Origin of the sequence: Clostridium sp. OF09-36, assembly GCF_003481985.1 — a bacterium.
Lineage (GTDB): Bacteria > Bacillota > Clostridia > Lachnospirales > Lachnospiraceae > Brotaphodocola.
Genome location: NZ_QUMD01000009.1, coordinates 19,541 through 42,862, shown reverse-complemented (window position 1 = coordinate 42,862; position 23,322 = coordinate 19,541). Strand labels below are relative to the sequence as shown.

Here is a 23,322-nt window from a genome sequence, read left to right as displayed (position 1 = left end):
GATGTATAAGGTTCTTCCCTGTCTTATCGGCTTTATTATATCTGTTTTTTTAGATTTTCGCAATGTTTGCTTAGCTTCGGTAATAATTGATCAGACAACCGGATAACAAAATTTTTCTCTCATCCTCTGTTAAAGTGTCTAATGTACAGAAAATTTCTTTTTTCACATCGCCGGTTACTGCATCCAATAGCTGCACCTTCACCGGATTTTTGCATTCCGAAATGACCTGTTCAACCTCCCGGACAAGCAGATAGCTTCCAACCGGGATTTCCAGCTTTTCTTCTGTTCGCAGAGGAAGAAGTCCCCAGTTGATCAGATTGGAACGGTAGCGCTTGGTTGCGTATTCATTTGCCAGATTCGCAAATCCGCCCAAAACCTTCTGACAGCTTGCCGCCTGTTCTCTGGAAGATCCATCTCCAATCTTGTCGCTGACCATCAGGCTTCCAAAGGTAATGTCCGAAGCTGGGCAGCCGAGTGTTTTTGTGAGTTTTCCAAGTAGAGCATCAAATTCCACATCTCCTGTCTGCACTGAGCGTGCCTGTCCGCTTGCAAACTGTTCTCTCCGCTTTGTTTCCAGTGACCGGATTTTTTTCGCACGCCCTACATAATCCGGATCACGGCTGATCATGGTATATTCCGAAATTTTTTCCGGATTTGACCGGAACGACGACGCCTCACCGGACGGAAGCAGTTCATCGGTAGTAAGCGAACCATGATAAGAGCCTGCTGTCTTTAACAGTAAATGCTTTGTCAATGGCTGCATCTTCGGCCAGTCTGCGATATTTGGCCCCATCGTCAGTTCTACGGTATCGTCACCCTTTTCGAAATTGTTAAATACCTGATTCTCATATATTTTTGCATCGAAATGGTGCTTCAGAGTCCTGTATTCTATATCCAGCTCGGTTGCTGCCGTCAGTTTACCGCCATTTCGCACGGTAGCCGCGATGGAACGGGCATCCATCAGGCAGGCACAGGCCATCTGCCCCTGTCCCGGTTTGGAACCCTCGCGGTTCGGGTAGTTTCTCGTCATATGCCGGATGCTGACCTGATTGTTGGCCGGAACATCCGTCACGCCAAAACACGGACCGCAGATGCACGGACGCAGCGTTGCGCCGCTGACTGCCAGTTCTCCGGCAATGCCCTGCTCCATCAGATCTGCCATAACAGGAAGGCTGGCCGGGTTGATACCCAGATTTAAACCACTTCCCGGAATGCCATAACCCTTTAAAATATCCGCCATAGCCACAATATTTTCAAACAGAGCGCCGCTGCATCCGCTGACCAGGGCCTGATCGACATAAAACTCGCCATTCCTCATATGAGACTGAATGGAGAAGGGCTCACCGTGATTTCCTTTGATCGTATTACCTGCCTCTTCCACCGCCTGGATGATCTCCGGCATCCGCTCTTTAAACTCGCGGATTGGCATGGCATTGCTTGGATGGAAGGGCAGCGCAATCATACATTCTACACTGGAAAGATCAATCTCGATCAGTCCATCATAGTACGCCCCTGTCTCCGGCTGCATTTTGCGGTAAGCGTCGCCGCGTCCATGACCTGTCAGAAATTCTTCCGTCTTTTCATCAGTACACCAGATACTGGAAAGTGCTGCGCTCTCGGTTGTCATGACATCAATTCCCATTCGGTATTCCATGCTCAGATTCAATACCCCGTCTCCGACAAACTCCAATACCTTATTTTTATTAAAGTTGTTCTGGAAGGTTGCCACGATCAGTGCCAGGGCCACATCCTGCGGTCCCACACCAGGTCTTGGTGTTCCGGTCAGCTTCACAGCCAGAACCGGCGGATAAGCAATATCATAAGTACGGCCAAGCAGTTGTTTCGCTACTTCACCGCCGCCCTCTCCAATTCCCATTGTGCCAAGTGCACCATAGCGGGAATGGCTGTCCGAGCCAAGGATCATTCTGCCGCCGCCTGCCATCATCTCACGCATGTACTGATGAAGGACTGCGCGGTATGGTGGGACAAAAATACCGCCATATTTTTTCGCGTTTCCAAGGCCGAATACATGATCATCCTCATTGATCGTTCCGCCCACCGCACAGAGGGTGTGGTGACAGTTTGATAATACATACGGCACTGGGAACTTTTTAATCCCGCTTGCTCTTGCTGTCTGCAGAATGTTTACATAGTTGTTATCCGGCGATACCAATGCATCAAACTTCAATTGAAGCTGATCCATATTATCACTGTGATTATGTGATTTTAATACCTGGTAAGCCATCGTCTTCGTTTTTCCTTCGGCCTGCAATGCTGCATCTTCTGTTGCAGCAAAACTGCCATCAGCAGAAAGCACAACTCCTTGATTTATTAAAGTTACCATTTCCTCATCCTCCGATTTTTGGTTAAAAAACTGCCGCAAAATGCTATTTTGCACACTTTGCGGCATTTTCATTTATCTGGAAAAGCTAACAATTTCTATTTTCGGATATACAGAGTTCCATCCATAATACGACGTGCAGTTCTCTGAACACCTACACTCGGCAATTTCAGTTCTCCATTTTCCTCTTTCAGTTCCGGAACCATGGTCATAATTCCACTCGGATGACCAATGCGTACACTTTCTGCATTGCCAACGCTGCGGAGTAGCTTTTCTACCACAGAGCCCTTCATCGCTGCTGCTACACTGATTGCGCTTGCAGAAGTCAAAGGACACGCTTTATGGCACTTAAATACGGAAATTACTCTTGCACATACATCCATATCTTCTGCATGAACCTCTGCTCCGGAAATATCAGTGTAGGATTTCGGAACAGTCACAAATCCAACCTTCGGTACCGCCGGGCTGTTTTCTGTAGCATCTTTTAAATCCTTTGCAAATCCCATTTTGCAGCACGCAACACCACGGATCTTCTCTAACAGATCAGATACCTCTTTATTTCCATTCACTTCTTCCGGAAGTTCTGTTCCTGTCATACCGATATCTTCCGCCTTTACCAGAACCATTGGATTGGATACATCCAAAATCGTTGCCTCGATTTGACCAAACCCAGGAATATCTAATGTTTCCACACAAGTTCCGGTCGGAAGCAGCTTACCGGTTTTTGCACCTGCCGGATTTAAAAACTTCACGTTCAGCTCCGCAGCTGTTCCATCTACACCGGCAATCGCACAATTTCCCTCCTGTGCAAAGGTCTTTGTCTCTGGATCGATCGGAACCGTCACATCGATGTATTTGTCCGTATTGCGGTTTAACATATGAACCGTGGTAACTGGCTCTGTAATTGCCACCATTCCTTCTTCCACTGCAAACGGTCCTACAGCAGCAGTCATGTTGCCGCAGTTTGATTTATAATCCACCTGATTCTTGCCAACAATGACCTGACCAACCAGATACTCTACATCAATGCCTGGTTCTTCACTTTTCCAGACAATGACAATTTTATTATTGGAAGAAACCGTGCCGCCCATGCCATCAATCTGCTTTGGATCCGGATTTCCCATTGCCTGAAGGAAAATGCTGTCCCACTCGTCCCGGTTTTCAGGAAGATCTTCTTTATGAAACATACAACCCTTGCTGGTACCGCCACGCATAAATACTGTCTTAAACGTTCTCATATTATTTCTCCTCCATTTCTTTTAACTGCTTCTGCAGGTGACGCAGCTGACCTCCGGAAAGAATAACCTCCAGTTCATTGTCAGACAATTCCAGTTTTGCCTTAAAGGAATTTCCCTTTGTCAGATCCTTGATCGTCACTTCTCTTGTTTTCATCTGATCCAGCAGACCATCCACTTCCAGTTCATCCAGCTGGTCCAATTTGTCGTAATCTGCCGGGTCTGCAAATACCATCGGAATAATGCCATGATTGATCAGGTTGCCTTTATGGATGCGCGCAATACTCTTTGCAATTACCATCTTGACGCCCAGATACATCGGGTTGATGGCTGCATGCTCACGGGAAGAACCCTGTCCATAGTTTTCTCCGCCGATAATAATGCTCTTGCCCATTGCCTTTGCGCGGGCCGCAAATTCCGGATCATAGCGATGATAGCAATACTGGCTCATAAGCGGAATGTTCGAACGCATACTGGAAAACTCCGCACTGGCCGGGGTGATATCGTCGGTTGTAATATTATCTACAGTCTTTAAGCTGATCTGTGCTTTTAAATGCTGCTCTGGCGCATCCGGGATTGGAAGTGGCTGGATGTTCGGTCCACGCACGATTTCGACCTTCTTTGCTTCTTCCTCCGGAAGCGGCTCAATGATCATGGAATCATCTACCGGGAACTCCTCCGGTTCTTTTACTTCTGCCAGAATAGCCAGATCACTTCCCAGAATATCCTCCGCGCTTGCAAAGGTACCAGTGATTGCAGTTGCCGCTGCACTCTCCGGGCTTACCAGATAAATTTCCGCGGTCGGATTGCCTGCTCGCCCCTTAAAGTTACGGTTCGAGGTGCGGACTGCAACTCCTTTGGTTGCCGGTGACTGTCCAATCGCACAACATGTCCGCACGCCAGTTCCAGAAGTCTTACACCAGCGTCGAGAAGCATATCAATATAACCGTCACGCATCAGAAGCTTGTAAATCTGTTTTGAGGAGATCGCACAGGTACAGCTCACATCTTCATTCACATGTCTGCCCTTGAATACCAGTGCTGCTTTTGCAATATCTGAATAGCTGGAATTGGTACAGCTTCCGATAAATACCTGCTGCACTTTTTTCTTTTCCACATCCTTTAACGCAATGACATTGTCCGGCTGATGCGGGCAGGCACATAACGGAACCAGTTCGCTTAAGTTCAGCTCCATCTCGCCGTCGTATTCCGCATCCGCATCCGGTAAGATTTCTGTGAAGTCTTCTTCTCTCTTCTCTGCTTTCAGGAATTTTCTTACCTGCTCGTCCGCCGGGAAAATGGAAGTGGTTGCTCCCATCTCCGCGCCCATGTTGGTGATACTGGCACGCTCAGACACGCTTAAGGTGGCTGCGCCCGGTCCCACATACTCAAAGACCTTTCCGAGACCGCCCTTGATGCCGACACGGCGCAGCATTTCCAGAATAACTTCCTTCGCATTGCAGCCAGGCTGTAAATGACCGGTCAGATTCACCTTGATAATCTGCGGCATCTTTAAACGCATGGGAACACCCGTCATTGCCGTTGCGATATCCATGCCGCCGACGCCGATACACAGCATACCGATGGAACCGCCGTGGGGAGTATGGCTGTCGCCTCCCATTAAGAGCTTGCCCGGAGCACCAAACCGAGCTACCTGAACTGCATGGCAGATACCATTACCCGGTCTGGATACATGGACACCATAGCGTTTTGCTACGGACTGCAAATATATATGATCATCCGGAGTTTTGTTGTCCAGATACAATAAGTTATGATCCAGATAGCTGACGCTGCATTCAGTACGGATCCGGTCCAGGCCCACCTGCTCAAAAGCCAGATAAGTCATAACCGCGTTGATATCGTGGGTCAGAGTCTGGTCTACTTTCAGAAGAATTTCCTCTCCCGGAACCATATCAGACGGTGCAGCCAGATGTGTAGATAAAATTTTTTTTGTAATGTTCATCCCCATGTGAATTCTCTCCTTTGCTTTTCCTTTTTTACTTTTTCAGCATTTTTGTAAAAACCTTACCTGTATGATTCATCTCAGCCAGTGTGTACTGCTGTATTTCAATTTTTTTCAGCGCACGCTCTATAACGTCTTCTGCTTCTTCCTGAGAAATAACACAGACTCCATTGACATCTCCGATTACAATATCTCCCGGTTTTACACTGACACCTCCACAACTGACTGGAACATTGATGGATCCCGCACCGCTCTTGGCTGCCGTACCGCAGGTAAGGCCCTTCGCATAGACAGGAAAGCCTGACTCCTCGCAGCCTTCCAGATCCCGGAAAGCTCCATCAATTACGACACCCTCTGCCTTTAAAAGACCTGCACAGATGCTCCGGTGATCCCCCCAATAGGAACAGTCGCAATTACCTTTCCCGGCAATTACCAGCACATCTCCTTCCTGAAGTTCCAAGATCGCATCGGAAACAATACTTCCCTCTCCGCTCGGTACATCGACAGTCACCGCCGGTCCGACAATTTTTTTACTGCCGATCCATGGTTTGATCCGGTAATCCATCGAATGATACAAACCTGCGCCATCGCAGATCTCAGGAGTTGTAAACGTCCGCAAACGCTCAATCAGCTCCCTGGATGGCCTGGTAAATTGTGTATATTTTGTCAATTTATTCATGTGCTATCCCCCTTCTGTATTTTCATTATAAGTCTTGATATTTCATAAGTAAAATACATGATTTCGCATAGATATCATATTCTTTTTTCTATAGAGAAAAGAGGGGCCATAAAAAAACAAACGGACATCTGCATTCTGGTCTATCCGTCAGATTACAAATGTCCGTTTTCCGTTTACTCGATTCCAAGCATTCTTCCCGGGTTTTTCTTTGTCATGACATCAATTTCTTCCTGACTGAATCCACTGTCATACAGATAATCAATATATTCTGCAATGGTATTGTACCATTCTGGATTCTGCATCTGTCCGCCATCTGTAGAAACAATAAAATGCTCACATCCGATTTCTTTCATATGAGCCACATTGTCCGGGAGATTTTTTTTATATACACCGCCACCAATTGGCTGAGCATATACCTTTTCCAAAAGAACATCGTAATCCTTCACGATGCGTTTTTCTTCTTCCAGACTCATACCAACAATGTGGAACTCCGGATGCGTTACAATGATTTTTTTCACGCCTGCATTTCTTGCAGCTTCTACCACAGTAAAAATTTCAGATGGTGAGATATGACCTGTTCCTAAAGCAACGTCATAATCCTTCACTAGCTCAAACACATCCTTTAACGGTTCTACGATTTTTCCATCCTTTACAACAGAGACGAAATGCTCTTTGTTTTCTTTTCTGCAATGATTTTCTGCTGTCATGGTTGGTAAAAAGATTTCCTTCGCACCTAATTTGATGGAAGCTTCTACGGCCCACGGATTGATACCACCAACCGGCAGATTCATAACCAGACTGCCAAACATCTGAAAATCTGAATCCGGATATTTTTCCTGCCGAATCTTATTGACCAATGTTGCGCGGTCTGCTGTAGGTACCATGTGCGATTTAATCACAATTGCTCTCACGCCACGTTCCACTGCAGCTTCCATTAACTGCAGATCATCCAGCTTTCTCTGGCGGATATCCGGTGCAGAATGAATATGCATATCAATAATTCCCGTCAAACGTCCCATAACCTTAGCCTCCGTAATTATGAATTTTATTTTTTTATGTAGCAAAGGCAGGGTCCGCGGATCAGACCACAAACTCTGCCTTTGTTATTTCTTTGTTATTTCTTTTTTAATACAAAACTGTACTTATGCTGCAGCCGCTTTCTTTGTAAAGCCTCCAGCCATCACATAGCTTACTGCACAAATAATGATACCTACAACAGAAGCGATCATGCTTGGTGTGAACATGCATACACCACCCAGGAACATAATCAAACGGATAATCATGTTCATATCTTTCTTCAGATAACCCGCAATGGAAATACCCATAAAGAATACACCAATCACTGCAGTTACCGTGCAGATTACGATATCGCTTACGCCACCATTCAGCATCAGAGCTTCATCATAAGCAAAGGTGAACGGAACCAGGAATGCCGGAATTGCAAGCAGTACGGAAAGGAATCCTGTCTTAAGCCAGTTGGAATCCGCAATACCGGATGCAAGAAATACTGCTGCACAAACCGGAGGTGTAATTGCACCAATCGTGGAGAAGTAGAATACGAACAAGTGCGCCACCAAATCCGGAAGACCGAGTGTGATCAGGGCCGGTGCAAGGATGGATGCTGCGAGAACATATGCTGCTGTCGGCGGAAGACCCATACCAAGGATAAAGCATACTACCATGGAAAGTACCAGACATGGGAACAGATGTCCCTGACCGATGGATACGATCATGGAAGATAATTTTACGCCAAAACCAGTCTGAGAAATCAGCGCGATAGAAATCTGGGCTCCAGCTAACAGGCCTGCCATGCTTAAAATGCTTCCTGCGCCTTCTGTACATACATCCATGCACAGTTTTCCTGTCTTCTTAACAGCATCTGCATCTTTTTGAATAAAGTAGCAGATTGCGGCAGTTGCAACACCAATGATGGTTGCCCAGAAAGCTGCTTTGGTAACTGTATAGCCCATAGCCAGGAATCCAACGAAAACACCAAGCGGGATAAAGATAATTGCAAGCTCAATCTTGCCAAGTTTTGCCTCCACACCTCTACCCTTAATGCCAAGGCGTTTACTGATATAATGAATTGCAACAAAAGCGCCAAGATAATACAGGATTGCAGGCAGCAACGCTGCTTTTGCAATGCTCATATATGGAACGCCAATCAGCTGTGCCATAATGAATGCTGCAGAACCCATGATCGGAGGCATCAACTGACCGCCGCAGGAACCCACTGCACTGATTGCAGCGGACCACTCTTTGTCGTAACCCTCATCCTTCATCATCGGGATGGTAAAGGTACCAGTAGCAACAACGTTTGCCATTGCGGAACCAGAAATCATTCCAAACAGACCAGATGCGATCAGCGCAACCTTGCCAGGACCGCCGGTTGCCTTACCGGTCAGCTTCTGAGCAATGTGAATAAAAGTCTGGGAACCGCCAGTGATAGAAAGAACTGCGCCAAAAATACCGAACATAGCCAGCATACCAGCAGACAGACCAACCATCTGACCCCAGATACCGTTTGTGGTATGATACAGCATCCAGAATACCTGATTAAATGTAAAGTTTTTATGTGCCCAGGTACCAGGGAACAACTGTCCTCTCATTGCATAGAACAGGAAGAAAATAGCCATGATCGGGAATGTAAGACCTACTGCCCGGCGGCTTGCTTCCAGAATCAGAATAACCAGAATAACTGCAAAAACTTTATCTGCAGTGCTGATCCACTGAGACGGATCCCACAGAATCTTGTCATAAATCGTAATCAGATATCCGGTGCAGACCAGGCAGAGAATGCAACATATAATATCATAAATCGGCACATGATCCATTGCTACACCCTTTTTGATCGGCTTGCGGATATAAATCATTCCAAGTACGAAGAACAGGTGCACGCTTCGCTGAACGATATCCGGGAATACGCCAAAACCTGCCGTATAGATCTGAAAAAGCACCAGTGCGACAGACATGAACGTAATGAAGTGTTTCCAGAATCCATTAAGTTTTCTCATGTTATCTCTCCTTAAAGTGGTCGCAGCTCTTAAAAAGAGCTGCGATCATTTATTTTTGGTATCAAATTGCATTACTGAACCGGGACATATTCCTCTGGAATTAACTCTTCTGGTACATCTACGCCAATCTCGGTCAGATACTGAACGGTGCCTGCATGTAACGGAATGGAGGAAGACAGAGTCAGCTCTACAAGATCGTTCTCTGCGCCAACCGGATATGCTGCCTGCCATTTTTCTTTTGCATCTTCGAATACAGCCTTACATACATTGTAACCATCCTGCTGGGAAACTGCGGTAGTGGTCTGACATCCCTGCGGAGTACCAACGGTATGTACGTCATGATCAACACCATCATAGGTGCCTGCCGGAATATCAACTTCAATCAGGTATGGATATTTCTCACGAATCTTTGCGATCTCGTCCTCGGAGAGGTCAATGATATCGATCGGGATAGATGCATCAAGCTGCATAACGTAGGAATCTACCACCGGTCCAAGTTTTACAGTACCAACGATCTCGCGGTTTGCATAAGCATCTGCGGAGTCACTCTGGCTTGCTGTGAAGTAATCCGGTGCACAGTCAAACAGGTCACAGATGTTTTTGAAAATGCTCTCTGCAGAAGTACCGGTACCGCCCGGACAGAACTTCTTACCCTTTAAATCAGCCAGTTTTGTGATTCCGGAGTCTTTGCTCACGCACATCATCTCGCCGGTAACCTCATAGTAGAAAAGCATACGGGAATCTTTGCTCGGCTGTCCTTCAAAGCTTCCGATACCGTTGTAGCTCTCATAGTCAGTAGCAGATACGGAGTTTCCAAGATCTGCGTCACCATTTCTCACTGCCTTGGTAATTGCAACTGCACCCTGTCCTTCAGATACTGTGATCTTGTACTGTGGGAATACGCTCGGGATACCTTCGCCAATGGATACCCAGAACGGATATAATGCAGAGCTTGACGGGCATGCCATAACGGTCCAAAAAACATCTTCTGCTTTTTCACCGCTTGCCGCAGCTGCTTTGGTTTCTGCTGCACCCCCGTTGGCAGCCGGTGCCTGAGTTTCAGACGAGCTGGAGCTTCCTCCACCACATCCGGTCAGAGCTGCTGCTGCCATTGCTGTTGCCATCATAACTGATAATGCTTTTTTCATGTAACATTCCCTCCACATTGTATAATTTGTTTGTTTTTCTTAAAAATTTGTATTTGCAACTTGTGACTTTATTATACTTTTTATGATGAACTTTTTCAAATACATAATTTCTATGAATGGTATAGTCAAAATGATATAAAGAAAACATTAATTTCTTTATTATTCTATATATTAGTCAATCGCAGCATAAAATTTTCAAAATCATACAGAACGAAGTTCCGATACCATCTCAATATTGTGCAGATATTCCATAGTTTCCTCTGCTTTTGTTTCATCCATGACTCGAAGCAAAATACCCTTGATCTTAGCGGTGAGCTGTTGTGTCGTAAGGGGATTATCCGTACTGCCCGAAGCGTCTGGTATGGTTGCCTCATGCCTGCTGCCGTCCTTTAAGTACGCCACGACCCGACATCCCCAATGATCCGGGTAGCGACTGGTAAATGTATCATCCGTAATTACCTTTACATGGCTCAGAAGTTCCTGAACCTTGGGATCATCAATTTTATCCTGTGTAAATTCTTCCAGCGTTACTCTTCCATATAAAAGAGCAGTGGCTACTGTAAATGGTGTTGAGAACTTTGCCTCCACAGCCTTGGTTGGATGAATACTTCCGTCGCTCATACCGCACTGCTTGTTTCCGACCAGATAGGTATATACCTCAATATGATCAATCTGTTCAGGCCGTACTCCATCATGTTCCATCAGATAAAGAGAAGCATCGATGGTGCAATGTGTACTGCGGCAACAAGGATATGGTTTATTATCCATATATTTTACTTCCCAAATGGTTCCAAGGTTTGCAGATACCTTGCTAACATCGTATCCGTTTGACATAGCTGCAAGCATTCCGCCATCTTCTGTTGTTAACACATGTTCCGGTCCTGTCATCCCTGCCTTTGCAAGATACGCACATTTAGCTCCGGTGCATGCTGCAGTTGCAGGATTCAAAATCTTGCAGCTTGCGCCATCACCCAGAAATGCCCAGGTTCCACCAGCTTCCTGCGCTGCCATACCCATGGCATATACAATCTCATCTTCACTCAGATTCAAGAGCTTTGCACATGCTGCTGCAGCACCAATGACACCAGCCGTAGAAGTTGCATGCCATCCCAGATTTCTGTGAGCAGATACCCCTAATGCCATTCCGATTCTGGCTGTGACTTCATACCCACATAATTCTGCAAGCAGAAGTTCCTGCCCGTTCTTTTTTTCATACTCCGCCACACTCCATACTGCAGGCGTGACAACCGTTCCAATGTGTGTTTTAGATCTAGTATGCACATCGTCCATCTCCAGTGTATGCCCTTCCAGAGCATTTAAAAACACAGCCTGAAATAAGGATGTTTTTTCTTTCTGCCCCCAGATGCTCACCGTATGGTCATTGCAAAGATTCGTGAATTCGCGAATGATATTCACATTCTGCTCATTCCTACATGCACCGACTCCAACACCAACTGAGTCAATCAGAACTTTTTTTGTTGTTTCTTTTACATCGTCCGGCACATTTTCCCATTTCAGATCATGCACAAACCTTGCAAGTTCTCTCAATTCTGTCATAGGTAATTCTCCCTTCGTCTGTTTTCATTATTATTGCAAAAAATTGCCATATTGTAAAATATTAAATTTTAATAGTTTTCATTGGTTTTTCCTATATATTCTAGCTATTTTAAACAAAATCATAGTTTTTTCATTATTACTCTTATTGATTTTTAGAATTTTACTTTGTTTATTTTTTCAGATATAATCAAACTAACATTGAATGATTGAGGAGGTTTATTTCATGAAGTACGCATATGTTGGCTGCCGCACCACAAAAGAACGCAACGCCAGAGGAAAAGGTCTGGTTGTGTATGAAATCTCACCAGAAGGACACTGGACTGAAAAACAGTGTCTCTATACCGAAGCAAATCCAAGCTATCAATGTCTGGATCTGGAAAAGAAATATCTTTACAGCGTCCATGGGGATCTAACACTTGCTTCTTCTTATGAAATTAAGGAAGACGGCACTTTAAAACACTTAAATACCATCGATATTGGTGGAAAAAATCCAGTTGATATTACTGTCGATGCAGAAAACAAGCATGTTATCATCGCGACCCTTCAGGGCGGAACCCTTTATACGGTAAAACGCAACTTGGATGGCTCACTTGGAGAAATTGTTTCCACCTTCACTTATGAAGGAAAAGAGGCCGGCAAGGTTTCTACCGTTCACCAGTGTCTTTGGGATCAAAAGAAAAATTACATTTTTGCCTGTGCGCAGGGGCGCGTAAATGGTTATGGCCAAATGCGTGCATTAAAATACAACCATGAAACAGGCGAACTTACGGAAACCGATCGTTTTATGGCAAGAACCTGGGACGAACCGCGACATGCTGCAATGCATCCAAACAATCGCTGGCTGTACATGTGTGAAGAAAAAGGCGACAAGGTTCTCTACTTCCAGTTTGATGAAAATACCGGAAAAATGAAAGCACTTCAGGAATTATCCACGGTTCCTGAAACCATTACTTCCTACTCTGACGCCAGTGAGGTTATAATTGATCCAAGCGGAGAATTTGTCCTTGTCTCCAATCGCTACACAGACAGTATTGCTGTATATCACATTGATACACACACTGGTTATTTAAAAAACACCGGTTTTTATCCTTGCCTTGGAAAAACACCGCGTTTCTTCTGTTTCGCTCCAAACGGAAAATGTTATGTAGCAAACGAGGACAGCGATACCATCATCGAATTTAATTTTGATCCGGTGACTGCTCAGTTGATCCCGACCTTGAATATTATTCCGACCGGAAGCCCGGTTTGTATTACTTTTAAATAAAATATATTTATATTCTTTGCAACGAAGCGGTCTGGCAAAACTACCAGACCGCTTCGTTATATTTTGCACAAAATATGTTTAAAATCAATCTTCAAACTCAATCAGCTTATGATAATTATCTTTCAGCATCCGATCCAAATCTGCCTCTTTCACACCTTTATAGGTCAGGCTCTGCGCAAACATTCTGCTCGTCTCCGGAGCCATGGTTTTTCTTGGATGCCCGGTATCACTTGATATGATCAACTGGTCTGCTCCGCAACATTCGATTACCTCTTTATAAAGGTCCAGAGAAATCGGTGCCGGAATCGGACTAAGCGCATTGCCAGAACAAAACTCCACAAATGCACCAAGATCCACTGCTTCTTTTACCTGTTCTACTGTACATTTTGGTGGATTGAAAAACGGATGTGTCAAAACTACTTTCTTGCATCCAACCTCGCGTGCCGCACGAATCAACTTCATAGCCTCGTCTGCCCCTAAATGACTGGTTCCTATGATTGCATTATGCTGATTCACCAATTCCAATATCTGATAAACCTCCGGGATCAAATTTCCCTGTTCATTCAGAATCGTAATTGGCTTTACCGGATAACTGGTCTTTACATCTGCCCCCTGGTGGCCATATCCTCCCATCAGTCCAGTTGCCTGATAATGTGCCAGTGAGTGATAGGTTGGCATCCAAACCTCAACCGCCCCCATTTTCAACGCCACATCAACTGCTGCAGGATTGATTCCACCCACATTCAGATTCAGAACAATTCCTCCATAAACCCGGATTCCAGGCACCTGATTCTGTGTGTGCCACGCACGAGTCATCGTCGTATCTGCGTGACATTTTAATACAATTGCTTTCATCCCTGCATCCCTACATACCGTTGCAGTTTCCACATCATCAGCAATCCTTGTAAAAATATCCGGCGCGGTATGAATGTGAAGATCACATGCCCCTTTCATGGAAATCATAATGTTTCTCCTCCTTCTATCATATTTGGTATCATATTCACGGCCCGTGGCAGAACAATTACTTTTCTTGGCTTTTTTTTCTCTAATGCCATTTGAATCGCACTCTGCAAATTACCCGCATGTTCCATTTTTACCTGGTGTGCCTCACTTGCGGTCATTCCCTCACTCACCAGAATAATCCGTCCCTTCAGCATACATCTCGCATACATAAATGCTTTGTTACTTCCAATTCCGAACCCTTCCTGCCGATAACGTTCAATCACATCCTGTGGAGAGTCAGCACTTCTCATCCAATCTACAAACATCTGTGGAATTCCATTCTTTGCTTCTGCAACAAGAATAAACGTCGTTTCGCCTGGTACACAGATCATCTCCGGAACTGACAACGCTTTTTGACTTTGCCACAGATCAATGTCTCTTGGTGCCCCACCCGGACTGGTAATAATCAGATCCGCACACCCATGCACATCGATCAAATTCTTTTTTCTGCAAATCTCCACACCTGCTGCATGCGCTTTTTCCAAATTTCCAGCCACTGCTCCTACAATCTGCTTATGCGGATCCTGTATGACATTCAGCATGAATCCGGCATGCACCATGTTTGCTGCCTCTTTCGCCACTTCATGAAATGGATTGCCATTGTAAAATCCAACAGAAGGTTCATAGGGCCGGACTTTCAAAGAATGATGGATTTTTAAAGTTTCGAGGCTGACCACTCCTGGAACAATGCTCTTTCGCCCTCCCGAATAACCAGCAGACTGATGTGGCGAGATCAATCCTGTAGTAATGATAAAATCTGCCTCCGCTACAACACGGTCTAAATAAATGGGAACATCCAGCAATTTTGTTGTTCCTACGTAAATATGCTCTCCATCTTCACAGTCATGAACATGAACCTTAAGCTTTTCTTCCAATCCTCCCAACAATTTATGTAACTGTTTCGAATCCGGGCCTTTATGACTTCCGGTAGCAATCACAATCGTGATATTTTCATCTGCAATTTCTTTTCGTTTCAGTCGTGCCCGAATCCCTTTAACCATCTCTGCATTAGGTCCCGGCCGTGTCTGATCGTTGACAAGAATTACAATATTCTGTCCGCTCGCAACCATGTCTTCCAACTTTGGCGATCCAACTGGATGATCCAGCGCATCTTCAATGCACGCTACAACATCTGTCTCTATTTTTTTCTGTGGAGGATCTATAATCTCCACATTCAGATCATCCGGCAATTCTGCCTCCTGATAATAATTTCCATAAGGTATTTTGATCCAGCTCATTTCACACCTCCCAGTTACTCTGATCAGTCTTGTCTTTTTCTGCACTTTATTTTATACTGTCTTTAGATTCGATACAATCTATATTATCATATAGTTATTATATATATTTTCGATATCGCGGAGGTATTATGGATTTTAAGGAATTAGATTATCTTATTACGCTTGCCGATGAAAAAAACATTTCCAGAGCAGCAGAAAAACTTTTTATGGCTCAATCCAGTCTGAGTCATTTCATCCGTCAATTAGAATCCGAACTCGGGACAACCCTGTTTATCCGCACACCACGGGGAATTATTCCAACCGCATCCGGAGAACAATTCCTTGTGCATGCCCGTAATATGCTGCAGGAATTCCATATCGCTAAAAATGAACTATGCGAGCTAAATCATCTTGTCAAAGGAACTATCCAATTTGGAATCAGCACTTACCGCGGAGTTTATCTTTTACCAGACATTCTACGGCGCTTTCATACACAATATCCCGGCATTTCTGTATCTATCACAGAAAAAACAAGCCGTCAGCTGGAATATGAAATTCTAAACGGAAATCTTGATATGGCACTACTGTCTCTACCATTTACGGTGCTGAAAGAGGAAGATATCATACTCCGGCGTGCTGATGAAGTAAAACTGATTTGCTCTCCCGATCACCCGATATTAAAAATTGCAGAAAAAGATCCCAAATCCGGCATCGTCGGTATTCCGCTTTCTGCGATTGGAAATTATACATTTGTTTTCAGCCCACCCGATATGGCATTGGGTTACACAGCACGCAAATTATTTCACGATTACAACATACATCCCATTGCTTATCCAACGGAGTTATCACCGCTGCTTGCCACTGCTGTTGTCCGAAGTGAGAACGCTCTCGCATTTTCATCCGCAGCACTCAGTCATCTGGCACCGGAACTTATTTATTTACCATTACTCCCTGGAAAACACAATATAGAGCTTGGCATTGTTTTTTCACAGAAAGGAGCTACTTCCAAAGCCTGCCAGATTTTTGGTAAGTATTTTGTAGAATAAAACGGATACCCGCAATCAGCTTCATTTTCTGATTACGGGTATCCGTCTTACTGTGACACAAAACAGAGTGATTGTGCTTTTCCAGCACCTGATAGGTCAGGGTTTGTTTCTTGCCTTCTTCGGCAGAAAGCTTTGCAGCCTCCTCTGCGATTGCGATATGATCGTTATTTACAATGTAATGTTTTCCTTCATGTAAGGTTACCATGCGAATATTCTCCTTTCATTTTCCAAACGAATGTGGACCGGTTTTCCGTTTTCCAAATGCATTTTTTACACATTACGCATACAGTAATGGATTTTGTCGGTGCTTCGGGCTGCATCAGTCTCTGACATAAACCCAGCCGTCCATAATCCGTCTTGCGGTACGGGTCACACCGCCCTTGATGACACGCTCGCCGTCCATCTTGACATCCACTTCTGTCACGCCGCTGGAATGGCCAATCTTAATGATATCCTGATCCGGTGCCGGTTTCGCGATCTCATTGACAATGGTTCCCGGGATTCTTGCTGCTGCCCCGGTTCCGACTGCAACGGTCATCGGATAAGCTTTGTGCAGGGATCCTACGGAAATTGCCCGGCAGCAGATATCCATGGACTCTGCTTTTACTTCGTTTTTATCCATGTCGGTGTAATCCTGCGGCTCGGAAATGATGGAAACCTTCGGTGCGGAGGTAGACTTGGTTCTTGCATCCTCCCAGTTCTCTACAAAGCCACATTTCTGTGCAGCGATGCAGCGGATTCGCTCAATGTGCTCCATCACATCTTTATTCTGGTTTAATTCCACCAGCTCGGTTCCCTTGATTCCCAGATCTTTTGCCCGGATAAATACCATCGGGTTAGAGCAGTCCAGTACGGTCACTTCAATCTCGCCATATCCCGGAACATCGAAGATATCACGCTTGTTTCCGGTCGGGAACAGCTTTCCGGTCTTGGAACCAGCCGGGTCTTCAAAGTACATATCGATGCGGGATCCGGTTCCCGGAACCCCCTTGATGACCTCATCGCCGTGTACCATGGCATGTCCGTCTTCTACCCGCACATGCTCCTCGATGATCTTGTTGGTGTTGGTGTTTAATACTCTTACTACGGTAATCGGCTCAACTGGCTTAACCAGTCCTTCATCAATGGCAAACGGTCCGACTGCAGAAGAGATATTGCCGCAGTTTGCGCTTCCGTCTACACGCGGGATCACGATATCAACCTGTTTGAAGGTGTAGTTGACATCCACATCCTCCCGGTCAGACGGAGAAATGATGGCAATCTTACTGGTTGAGGAAACCGTTCCTCCCATACCATCGATCTGCTTTACATCCGGTGTTCCCATCACCTTCAGAAAGATTTCGTCCCAGAGGTTTTTATCCTCCGGAAGATCCTTCTCATGGAAGAATACTGCCTTGCTTGTGCCGCCGCGCATATACACGCAGGGATATTTTTTCATATACATAACCGACAACTCCTTTCAGATTTCCTACCTGTTTTTTGTTATCTTTACTATACGGCATTTATATCATAATGTAAAATGTCCTGTTTTTATTATTATCAATAACCAGTTGGAATGATCAAAAGGATAACCAGGCATAAATACTTGACCTTGGAACGGTTCCATGGTTTATAATAGAAACAAAAAAATTTTACATAAACGGAGGATTTCAGAGATGAGAAAGAATCACAAGATAAAAGCAGCACTCTTTGCAGGACTTGCAGGAACCATGCTGTTTGGAAGCTGCATGACCGCCTATGCAGCCGGAGTGACCAAAGCTAACGGAAAGCTTTACTACTATCAGGCAGACGGTTCCCTGGCCACCGGCCTGATCCACGATGCTGCTTCTGACAAATATTATTATGGTCTGTCCGATGGCAGCCTTGTAACAGGCTGGCTCCATCTGGATCAGGATTACTATTATATGAGCGATGATGGTTCCCTGTGGACCGGCTGGAGAACTATCTCCGGCTCTCGCTACTACTTCTATCCGGAATCCGGCAAATGCGCACTGAACGTGGCTATGCCAATCGGAGACAGCTGGTACTTATTCGGAACCGACGGCAAGATGCAGACCGGTTTCCAGAATGTCAATGGAAACACCTACTACTTTGATCCGTCTACCGGTGTCATGTATGCAGGAATCACCCGCACCATCAACGGTATTTCCTACACCTTCAATGCAAACGGAACCTGTACCACCCATGTGGATACCGCAAACTCCTTCACCATTGGCGATGAGGCAAATAACCAGAACAAAAAACCAAACAGCCAGACCACACAGGAAACCAGAACCGAGGCGGTTCCCGTGTTGTAACTGCCGGTTCCAGCAGATATTAGATTCCGATAGCAAAAAAAGGAACATCAACGGGCATATCCCGATGACGTTCCTTTTTTATCTTTCTTTTTTATACAGTCCGGTATCTGTTTCTGTCACGCGCTTTCCTGTGTGTCTGCAGTTGTCTCCTGGCCATCTTGTTCTTTCATTTTGCCGATCAGTTTTTTCAGCCCGAACAGGTAATGATCCAGGATCGCCGAAACTATTTCTTCCAGATTTCCGTCCTGGCAGACCTTTAGAAGCTTCTCATGAATCCGGTACTGAATCCCGGTCACATCATTCCGGTTTACAAACAGATTGTAACCGATCACGATATTCCCATAGCTCAAATCTTCCCAGGCTTTTTTTAGCCGCTGAAACGACACCAGATCCATAATCTGTTCATGAAAGCGGTTATCCAGCTCAAACACTTCCAGATAAGCGCTGCAGTCCAGCTGCATCATCTGCTCCAGAATCTGCCGCATCCGCATCAGCGTCTCTTCCGGAAAGGGACTTCCATACAGCTTCACCGCCATCATCTCATAATTTGCCCGCATATAGTAAATTTCATAGATATCTTCCGGTCCGATCTGGCGTACCGAACAGCCGGCATTGCGGGCATATTCTATAAGACCTTCCTCTTCCATCTGGCGCAGGGCCTCACGCACCGGTCCGCGGCTGACACCAAATTCCGAAGCCAGCTCCTGTTCTACAATTCTTTCTCCCGGAACAAGCTCCCCCCGCAGGATCTTCATTCTAATCTCGTCCAGCACGTTTTCTCTTAATGTCCGATAATCCAGTCTGCCCATAATTTCCTTGCTTTCCGCATTTTCCTTTGTGTCTACGCCGTCATATTGTTTGTGTCATTGTACCATAACGCGTTAAACAAGTAAAGTGGAATTCATACATTTTTCACGTCTGAAATTCCACCTTATCTGCTAAAGCAATATGTTATTTTTCTGCCTGCTCACGCTTTGCGATCTGAGGAAGAATCAGACCCAGAGCCGTCAGGATTACCGGGGTGATGACATTCAACGCAAAGGTAAACGGATTCTTATCATACATACCAAGGAGACAGCTGGCCGCAGTTACAAAGAAGCACCAGCCGCCAAAGAACTTGGCTACTGCCTGGTTCTTTACGAAACGATACTCCGCTGGAATGCGGTCGATTGCTCCCCGCAGGGCAATGTAGGCCACAAACACCCAAAGATAACGCATCGGCATACAGACAGAGTTTAGCTTGGTCAGCTGGCGAAGCACCGCTGCAGCACCCGGAACAAAGGACTGTACCAGGATAATGGCACCGGAAAGGACAACTACCATCTTGATACCATTGCTGTGAACACCATACTGATTGGTTTTCTTCAGTGCGGATGGGATAAACTGCTGGGTATTCTCGTTCTCAAGAAGCATACGGAGCGGTGCGTCGATGCTTAATACGAGAACAGCAAACTGGCTGACCACATTGCACAGTGCGTAAATGACCAGGAATGTATCCCCGACATGATAATACTGTCCAAGCTTCTGGAAGGCCCAGTAGGAACCGTTTGCTGCATAGTTGTTGAAGCTTTCCTCGCTGGCATTGATGACAGCAGGATCAAACATGCGGGACATCGCAAGGGTGCCGAGGATCGCGCAGATAACAACCATTCCGGCCAGGGCGATCATGCCTTCGGGAAGCCCTTGCTCGGATTCTCAACCTTGTTTACATACGGTGAGATCTTTTCACATCCGCCCACGGCAAATACTAGGATAGAGATCGATGTCACATATCCTAAATTAAACTGCGGGATAAGTCCTTTCATGGAAAAGTCCGCATGTATATACTCCGCAGCCGGGTTGATAGCCGGTGCTGCCAGCATCATGAGGATATAGAGCAGGGACATTACAAAGGTCGTGGTACCTGCCAGGGTAAGCATTTTCTTAAGCGGATTTAAACCTCTGCTGGCTACATAGCAGCCGATGAGGAATACCACGAGGGTTGCGATCTGTACCATATGCGTCGGCAGGGTATCGTAGGTCTTGGCATTGCGGAACACCGCCCAGCTTAACGCCTTTAAACCGCCGCTGGATTTACTTGCAATGTAGGTGATGTGGCATGCCCAGTAGGTCCAGCCTGCATAGTAGGCAAGCTTTGCATTCGTGGTCTCATGGAGCCAGCCGCTGACACCGCCTCCGGTCTTCTTAAAGGCAGATCCAAGTTCTCCCACCATAAGGGCATACGGAATAAAATACAGTGCAAACATCAAAAGCCAGCTGAAAATAACCTGGACACCGTTGAAATAAACAAATCCGTTTACAATGTTCCCAAAACCCCATACAGTCGAGAATGCCATAAGAGCAAGCGTACCCCATGTAATCTTGTTTTTGTCTGACATGATTCTTCTCCTTTTCATATTTATTCGATTTATTTTATCGTTTTATTTCGGAATTGTAAATAGTTAATTGTCGATTGTTGACAATTTATGTGGGACAATGAAACGTTATCTGTCTTATAAGGATCATATTTTTAGTTTTTACACCAAAAAAGAGCCTGACCATTTCTCCCCTGGGCCAGGCTCTTCTCTTTCTTTTGTTCTGTTTTTTATCTGCAAATACTCCCTATATTTCCAGACCAGGAGGCTTCCTGCTCTCCTATGACGCCGCGTCCTTCTTTAAAAATCCCAGGATCACACAGCCCACTGCGGAACCGACAGCCACCGCCGCCAGATACATAAACGGATTGCCGATTGTCGGCAGGACAAACATGCCGCCGTGCGGTGCCCTGAGCGTACATCCGAATGCCATGGACAGACCTCCTGCCACTGCTGCTCCGATCGCACAGGACGGAATCACACGAAGCGGATCCTGAGCTGCGAACGGAATGGCACCCTCTGTAATGAAGGAAAGTCCCATCACGTAGTTTACAATGCCGGACTGGCGTTCTTTCTCGGTAAATTTCTTCTTGAAAAAGGTGGTGCACAGGCAATGGCGATCGGAGGAACCATACCGCCTGCCATAACAGAGGCCATCACCTCAAAGTTGCCCTCTGCCAGCTGTGCCGTTCCAAATACATAGGCTGCCTTGTTGAACGGACCGCCCATATCGATGGACATCATGCCGCCGAGCAGCATTCCGAGCAGAATACGGCTGGTACCACCCATTCCGTTTAAGAAGGCAGTAAGCGCATCATTGATCATGCCCATATATGGGTTGATAAAGGTGGTCACCACTGCTGCCAGGAAAATACCGATAACCGGATACAGAAGGACCGGCTTAATGCCCTCTAAGGATTTCGGCAGCTTCGAGAACAGCTTTCTTAAACCGAGCACCAGATAACCGCCTGCAAAGCCTGCAAACAATGCTCCTAAAAATCCGGCGTTCACATCGCCGCCTGCCGGGTTTGCGAATGTGCATCCCATCTTCGCGATCAGGCCAGCCACCAGGCCGACTGCAAGGCCAGGACGGTCTGCAATGCTCATGGCAATGAAACCGGCAAGGATCGGAAGCATCATACCGAAGGCCTGCTCACCGATGGTCTTTAAGTATGCTGCAAGCGGTGTATTCTTACCAAAGTTGGAAGGATCAATCGAATAATCATCAAGCAGGAAGGCCAGCGCGATCAGGATTCCGCCGCCGATCACGAACGGAAGCATATGAGATACGCCATTCATCAGGTGCTTATAAATCGTACGTCCGATGCTGTCCTTTCCTTCATCAGAAGTGCTGCTTTCGCTGCCATCCTCCTGATGGTGGTAAACCGGAACACTGCCGCTTACCGCGCGGTTGATCAGCTCCTCTGCCTTATGAATACCATCTGCGACCGGGACCTGGATCACAGGTTTTCCGTTGAAACGCGCCATGCCGACATTCTTGTCCGCGGCCACGATGATAGCCTCAGCAGAGTCGATCTCGGCCTTTGTCAGCACGTTCTGGGCACCACCGGATCCGTCAGTCTCCACCTTAATGGAAACTCCAAGCTTCTTTGCCATATTTTCCAGGCTCTCTGCAGCCATATAGGTGTGGGCAATGCCGGTCGGACAGGCGGTAACTGCCAGAACACGATAACCTGCAGCTTTCTTTTTTTCTTCGTTTTCTTTCTTTTCCTCTGCACCAAATTTAGCGGTCTCCGCATCATCAATCACCTTTAAAAAGGCCTCCTTGGATTCCGCCTTTAACAGTCCTTCCATGAAGTCCGGATTCATCAGCAGTGTGGAAAGTCTGGAAAGTGCTTCCAAATGCACATCCGCGCCCTCCGCCGGTGCCGCGATCATAAACAGGATATTTGCCAAAGAACCGTCAAACGCCTCATAATCAACACCTGCCGGCACCACCATAGCTGCCAGTCCAGGCTCCTTTACTGCCTCCACCTTGCATGCGGAATTGCAATGCCGCCGCCAATGCCGGTACTGCCAAGTGCTTCTCTTGCAAGGATTCCTTCCTTATATCCGGCCTTGTCCTTCAGCCGTCCTCCGGCCGCCATGAGATCTACCAGCTTGTCAATCGCTTCTTCTTTTGTGGATACAGATACATTCAGTCCAATACTTTCCTGCTTCAGCAATTCTGTAATTCGCATCTTTT

At 46.0% G+C, this 23,322-nt stretch carries 16 protein-coding genes and 3 pseudogenes; 3 read left to right on the top strand and 16 right to left on the bottom strand.

All coding sequences use genetic code 11. The features are described from left to right. Positions 1-70: 70 nt before the first annotated feature. The 9 genes and pseudogenes from DXA97_RS09050 to DXA97_RS09015 all read right to left on the bottom strand — a co-directional run bounded on the left by DXA97_RS09050 (position 71) and on the right by DXA97_RS09015 (position 11,936). On the bottom strand, positions 71-2,344 hold the full coding sequence (locus DXA97_RS09050) for a hydratase (RefSeq protein WP_118719655.1): 2,274 nt from the start codon (positions 2,342-2,344) through the stop codon (positions 71-73). Between the two features lie 95 nt (positions 2,345-2,439). After that, positions 2,440-3,579: a PrpF domain-containing protein gene (locus tag DXA97_RS09045; RefSeq protein WP_118719653.1), complete on the bottom strand. Its 1,140-nt coding sequence runs from the start codon at positions 3,577-3,579 to the stop codon at positions 2,440-2,442. Position 3,580: 1 nt separating this feature from the next. Continuing rightward, the gene (locus tag DXA97_RS20840; RefSeq protein WP_347561545.1) at positions 3,581-3,970 is read right to left on the bottom strand and encodes a hypothetical protein; all 390 of its coding nucleotides are present in this window, start codon (positions 3,968-3,970) and stop codon (positions 3,581-3,583) included. 411 nt (positions 3,971-4,381) lie between these two features. Then, positions 4,382-5,487, bottom strand: a pseudogene (locus tag DXA97_RS20835) (aconitase family protein); the annotation flags it as partial. Between the two features lie 85 nt (positions 5,488-5,572). Further along, a complete protein-coding gene (locus DXA97_RS09035; protein ID WP_118719651.1) occupies positions 5,573-6,217 on the bottom strand; it encodes an RraA family protein in 645 nt (214 codons plus the stop codon). Positions 6,218-6,390: 173 nt separating this feature from the next. Continuing rightward, positions 6,391-7,236: a DUF6282 family protein gene (locus DXA97_RS09030; RefSeq protein WP_118719649.1), complete on the bottom strand. Its 846-nt coding sequence runs from the start codon at positions 7,234-7,236 to the stop codon at positions 6,391-6,393. A gap of 123 nt (positions 7,237-7,359) precedes the next feature. Beyond that, on the bottom strand, positions 7,360-9,231 hold the full coding sequence (locus DXA97_RS09025) for a TRAP transporter fused permease subunit (protein ID WP_118719647.1): 1,872 nt from the start codon (positions 9,229-9,231) through the stop codon (positions 7,360-7,362). A gap of 71 nt (positions 9,232-9,302) precedes the next feature. Further along, complete coding sequence (locus DXA97_RS09020) at positions 9,303-10,379, bottom strand: TAXI family TRAP transporter solute-binding subunit (RefSeq protein ID WP_182436848.1); 1,077 nt, start codon at positions 10,377-10,379, stop codon at positions 9,303-9,305. 201 nt (positions 10,380-10,580) lie between these two features. Then, entirely contained in the window at positions 10,581-11,936 is a 1,356-nt protein-coding gene (locus tag DXA97_RS09015) for an MmgE/PrpD family protein (RefSeq protein ID WP_118719643.1), read from the bottom strand. A gap of 202 nt (positions 11,937-12,138) precedes the next feature. On the opposite strand from DXA97_RS09015, the gene DXA97_RS09010 reads away from it, so the two are divergent. Continuing rightward, entirely contained in the window at positions 12,139-13,200 is a 1,062-nt protein-coding gene (locus DXA97_RS09010) for a beta-propeller fold lactonase family protein (protein WP_118719641.1), read from the top strand. An 84-nt stretch (positions 13,201-13,284) separates the two neighbouring features. On the opposite strand, the gene DXA97_RS09005 is transcribed toward DXA97_RS09010, so the two are convergent. Further along, positions 13,285-14,163: a DUF6282 family protein gene (locus DXA97_RS09005; RefSeq protein ID WP_118719639.1), complete on the bottom strand. Its 879-nt coding sequence runs from the start codon at positions 14,161-14,163 to the stop codon at positions 13,285-13,287. After that, entirely contained in the window at positions 14,160-15,440 is a 1,281-nt protein-coding gene (gene larA, locus DXA97_RS09000) for a nickel-dependent lactate racemase (protein WP_118719637.1), read from the bottom strand. The genes DXA97_RS09005 and larA overlap by 4 nt, the downstream gene beginning before the upstream one ends. Positions 15,441-15,568: 128 nt before the next feature. On the opposite strand from larA, the gene DXA97_RS08995 reads away from it, so the two are divergent. Next, positions 15,569-16,465, top strand: coding sequence for a LysR family transcriptional regulator (locus DXA97_RS08995; protein ID WP_118719635.1), 897 nt, complete (start codon positions 15,569-15,571; stop codon positions 16,463-16,465). On the opposite strand, the gene DXA97_RS08990 is transcribed toward DXA97_RS08995, so the two are convergent. Next, positions 16,419-16,670: a hypothetical protein gene (locus tag DXA97_RS08990; protein WP_118719633.1), complete on the bottom strand. Its 252-nt coding sequence runs from the start codon at positions 16,668-16,670 to the stop codon at positions 16,419-16,421. The two genes, DXA97_RS08995 and DXA97_RS08990, sit on opposite strands and share 47 nt — an antisense overlap. A 114-nt stretch (positions 16,671-16,784) precedes the next feature. After that, positions 16,785-17,909, bottom strand: coding sequence for a PrpF domain-containing protein (locus DXA97_RS08985; protein WP_118719631.1), 1,125 nt, complete (start codon positions 17,907-17,909; stop codon positions 16,785-16,787). A 211-nt stretch (positions 17,910-18,120) separates the two neighbouring features. On the opposite strand from DXA97_RS08985, the gene DXA97_RS08980 reads away from it, so the two are divergent. Next, positions 18,121-18,762: a hypothetical protein gene (locus DXA97_RS08980; protein WP_182436846.1), complete on the top strand. Its 642-nt coding sequence runs from the start codon at positions 18,121-18,123 to the stop codon at positions 18,760-18,762. 116 nt (positions 18,763-18,878) lie between these two features. Here the strand turns inward: DXA97_RS08980 and DXA97_RS08975 are convergent, their stop codons facing one another. The 3 genes and pseudogenes from DXA97_RS08975 to DXA97_RS08965 all read right to left on the bottom strand — a co-directional run bounded on the left by DXA97_RS08975 (position 18,879) and on the right by DXA97_RS08965 (position 23,317). After that, the gene (locus tag DXA97_RS08975; RefSeq protein ID WP_118719627.1) at positions 18,879-19,571 is read right to left on the bottom strand and encodes a GntR family transcriptional regulator; all 693 of its coding nucleotides are present in this window, start codon (positions 19,569-19,571) and stop codon (positions 18,879-18,881) included. Positions 19,572-19,713: 142 nt separating this feature from the next. Continuing rightward, positions 19,714-21,140 (bottom strand): annotated as a pseudogene (locus DXA97_RS08970) (amino acid permease). A gap of 256 nt (positions 21,141-21,396) precedes the next feature. After that, positions 21,397-23,317: pseudogene (locus tag DXA97_RS08965) on the bottom strand (fructose-specific PTS transporter subunit EIIC). Positions 23,318-23,322: the final 5 nt, after the last annotated feature.

Bases quoted from the DNA above. Each gene is read 5' to 3' on its own strand.
- DXA97_RS09030 (WP_118719649.1), bottom strand. From the start codon at position 7,236: ATGGGACGTTTGACGGGAATTATTGATATGCATATTCATTCTGCACCG.
- DXA97_RS09015 (WP_118719643.1), bottom strand. From the start codon at position 11,936: ATGACAGAATTGAGAGAACTTGCAAGGTTTGTGCATGATCTGAAATGG.
- DXA97_RS08995 (WP_118719635.1), top strand. From the start codon at position 15,569: ATGGATTTTAAGGAATTAGATTATCTTATTACGCTTGCCGATGAAAAA.
- DXA97_RS09035 (WP_118719651.1), bottom strand. From the start codon at position 6,217: ATGAATAAATTGACAAAATATACACAATTTACCAGGCCATCCAGGGAG.
- DXA97_RS08990 (WP_118719633.1), bottom strand. From the start codon at position 16,670: ATGGTAACCTTACATGAAGGAAAACATTACATTGTAAATAACGATCAT.
- DXA97_RS09045 (WP_118719653.1), bottom strand. From the start codon at position 3,579: ATGAGAACGTTTAAGACAGTATTTATGCGTGGCGGTACCAGCAAGGGT.
- larA (WP_118719637.1), bottom strand. From the start codon at position 15,440: ATGAGCTGGATCAAAATACCTTATGGAAATTATTATCAGGAGGCAGAA.
- DXA97_RS09020 (WP_182436848.1), bottom strand. From the start codon at position 10,379: ATGAAAAAAGCATTATCAGTTATGATGGCAACAGCAATGGCAGCAGCA.
- DXA97_RS09010 (WP_118719641.1), top strand. From the start codon at position 12,139: ATGATTGAGGAGGTTTATTTCATGAAGTACGCATATGTTGGCTGCCGC.
- DXA97_RS08985 (WP_118719631.1), bottom strand. From the start codon at position 17,909: ATGTATATGAAAAAATATCCCTGCGTGTATATGCGCGGCGGCACAAGC.
- DXA97_RS20840 (WP_347561545.1), bottom strand. From the start codon at position 3,970: ATGGGCAAGAGCATTATTATCGGCGGAGAAAACTATGGACAGGGTTCT.
- DXA97_RS09005 (WP_118719639.1), bottom strand. From the start codon at position 14,163: ATGATTTCCATGAAAGGGGCATGTGATCTTCACATTCATACCGCGCCG.
- DXA97_RS08975 (WP_118719627.1), bottom strand. From the start codon at position 19,571: ATGGGCAGACTGGATTATCGGACATTAAGAGAAAACGTGCTGGACGAG.
- DXA97_RS09025 (WP_118719647.1), bottom strand. From the start codon at position 9,231: ATGAGAAAACTTAATGGATTCTGGAAACACTTCATTACGTTCATGTCT.
- DXA97_RS09050 (WP_118719655.1), bottom strand. From the start codon at position 2,344: ATGGTAACTTTAATAAATCAAGGAGTTGTGCTTTCTGCTGATGGCAGT.
- DXA97_RS08980 (WP_182436846.1), top strand. From the start codon at position 18,121: ATGAGAAAGAATCACAAGATAAAAGCAGCACTCTTTGCAGGACTTGCA.